At 49.6% G+C, this 3,133-nt stretch carries 1 rRNA gene; it reads right to left on the bottom strand.

What is annotated here, in order from left to right:
* Window positions 1–96: 96 nt before the first annotated feature.
* A 23S ribosomal RNA gene (locus tag GN107_RS11240) occupies window positions 97–3,016 on the bottom strand.
* Window positions 3,017–3,133: the final 117 nt, after the last annotated feature.

Genomic DNA, 3,133 nt, shown 5'->3' with positions numbered 1-3,133 from the left:
CTTTGTACCCTCAAAACTGGCTATCATTGTTGTTTAGAAACTTCGAACAAGCGCATTTTACGACTCAGTTCAACTGAACTCCTGTTCAGTGAACCATTGGTTAAGTCCTCGACCGATTAGTATTGGTCCGCTCCAAGTATCACTACTCTTCCACTTCCAACCTATCTACCTGATCATCTCTCAGGGGTCTTACTTCCATAAAGGAATGGGAAATCTCATCTTGAGGGGGGCTTCACACTTAGATGCTTTCAGCGTTTATCCCTGCCATACGTAGCTACCCAGCGATGCGCCTGGCGGCACAACTGGTACACCAGCGGTATGTTCACCCCGGTCCTCTCGTACTAAGGGCAACTCCTCTCAAATTTCCTACGCCCGCGACGGATAGGGACCGAACTGTCTCACGACGTTCTGAACCCAGCTCGCGTACCGCTTTAATGGGCGAACAGCCCAACCCTTGGAACCGACTACAGCTCCAGGATGCGATGAGCCGACATCGAGGTGCCAAACCTTCCCGTCGATGTGGACTCTTGGGGAAGATAAGCCTGTTATCCCCAGGGTAGCTTTTATCCGTTGAGCGATGGCCTTTCCATACAGAACCACCGGATCACTAAGCCCGACTTTCGTCCCTGCTCGATCTGTCAATCTCGCAGTCAAGCTCCCTTATACCTTTACACTCTGCGAATGATTTCCAACCATTCTGAGGGAACCTTTGGGCGCCTCCGTTACATTTTAGGAGGCGACCGCCCCAGTCAAACTGCCCACCTGACACTGTCTCCCGCCACGCTTAGTGGCGCGGGTTAGAGCGTTCATACAGCAAGGGTAGTATCCCACCAACGCCTCCACCGAAACTAGCGTTCCGGTATCTACGGCTCCTACCTATCCTGTACAAGCGGTACAAACACTCAATATCAAGCTACAGTAAAGCTCCATGGGGTCTTTCCGTCCTGTCGCGGGTAACCCGCATCTTCACGGGTACTAAAATTTCACCGAGTCTCTCGTTGAGACAGCGCCCAAATCATTACACCTTTCGTGCGGGTCGGAACTTACCCGACAAGGAATTTCGCTACCTTAGGACCGTTATAGTTACGGCCGCCGTTTACTGGGGCTTCAATTCTGGGCTTCGCTTACGCTAACTCATCCTTTTAACCTTCCAGCACCGGGCAGGTGTCAGCCCCTATACGTCATCTTACGATTTAGCAGAGACCTGTGTTTTTGATAAACAGTTGTTTGGGCCTATTCACTGCGGCTGATCTTACGATCAGCACCCCTTCTTCCGAAGTTACGGGGCGATTTTGCCGAGTTCCTTAACGAGAGTTCGCTCGCTCACCTGAGGATACTCTCCTCGACTACCTGTGTCGGTTTGCGGTACGGGTAGTTTATTTCTAACTAGAAGCTTTTCTCGGCAGTGTGACATCAGGCACTTCGCTACTTAAATTTCGCTCCACATCACGTCTTGTCCGTATAGAAGTAAGCATTTCACTCGCTTCAAGACTTGGCGCTTGTACATCCATTTCCAGCCGGATGCATACCTTAGCCTACTGCGTCCCTCCATCGTTCAAACAAAATAAACTAGTACAGGAATCTCAACCTGTTTTCCATCGACTACGCTTCTCAGCCTCGCCTTAGGTCCCGACTAACCCTGGGAGGACGAGCCTTCCCCAGGAAACCTTAGTCATACGGTGGACAGGATTCTCACCTGTCTTTCGCTACTCATGCCGGCATTCTCACTTCCATACGCTCCAGTAGTCCTCACGATCTACCTTCAATGCCTATGGAACGCTCTCCTACCACGCATCCTTACGGATGCATCCACGGTTTCGGTACTATGCTTAAGCCCCGGTATATTTTCGGCGCAGTGTCACTCGACTAGTGAGCTATTACGCACTCTTTAAATGGTGGCTGCTTCTGAGCCAACATCCTAGTTGTCTGTGCAACGCCACATCCTTTTCCACTTAGCATAAATTTAGGGACCTTAACCGGTGATCTGGGCTGTTCCCCTTTCGACAATGGACCTTATCGCTCACTGTCTGACTCCCGGACTAAGATAAATGGTATTCGGAGTTTATCTGAAGTTGGTAACCCTTGACGGGCCCCTTGTCCAAACAGTGCTCTACCTCCATTATCCATCATCCGAGGCTAACCCTAAAGCTATTTCGGAGAGAACCAGCTATCTCCAAGTTCGTTTGGAATTTCACCGCTACCCACAATTCATCCCAACGTTTTTCAACACGTACGGGTTCGGTCCTCCAGTGCGTTTTACCACACCTTCAACCTGATCATGGGTAGGTCACTTGGTTTCGGGTCTACATCAACATACTAATTCGCCCTATTCAGACTCGCTTTCGCTACGGCTTCAGCTTTTCACTTTAACCTCGCATGTTAACGTAACTCGCCGGTTCATTCTACAAAAGGCACGCCGTCACCCGTAAATGGGCTTCGACTTATTGTAGGCACACGGTTTCAGGAACTGTTTCACTCCCCTTCCGGGGTGCTTTTCACCTTTCCCTCACGGTACTGGTTCACTATCGGTCACTAGGTAGTATTTAGCCTTACGAGATGGTCCTCGCAAATTCCGACGGAATTTCACGTGCTCCGCCGTACTCAGGATCCTGAACGGAGGGTAAGCAGTTTCGACTACGGGGCTTTCACCCTCTATGACGCAGCTTTCCAGCTGACTTCGTCTACCACTTACTTTTGTAACTCCAAAGTTCAGTCCTACAACCCCAAGAAGCAAGCTTCTTGGTTTGGGCTCTTCCCGTTTCGCTCGCCGCTACTCAGGGAATCGAATATTCTTTCTCTTCCTGCGGGTACTTAGATGTTTCAGTTCCCCGCGTTTGCCTTCAATGTAGCTATGTATTCACTACACGATAACTTGATCACTCAAGCTGGGTTCCCCCATTCGGAAATCTCCGGATCAAAGCTTACGTACAGCTCCCCGAAGCATATCGGTGTTAGTCCCGTCCTTCATCGGCTCCTAGTGCCAAGGCATCCACCGTGCGCCCTTTGTAACTTAACCTATGCAATACTTAGTATTGCTTGGTCGCGATCGAATTTCTATTAGAAACTCTATACAAAATACGCTGTGTTCTCGGCATTTCTAAAAACAATGATATCCAGTTTTCAAAGTACAAAG

The organism is Lacticaseibacillus zhaodongensis, from assembly GCF_009687905.1.
Classification (GTDB): Bacteria; Bacillota; Bacilli; order Lactobacillales; family Lactobacillaceae; genus Lacticaseibacillus; species Lacticaseibacillus zhaodongensis.
This window is presented reverse-complemented; position numbering and strand designations above follow the sequence as displayed.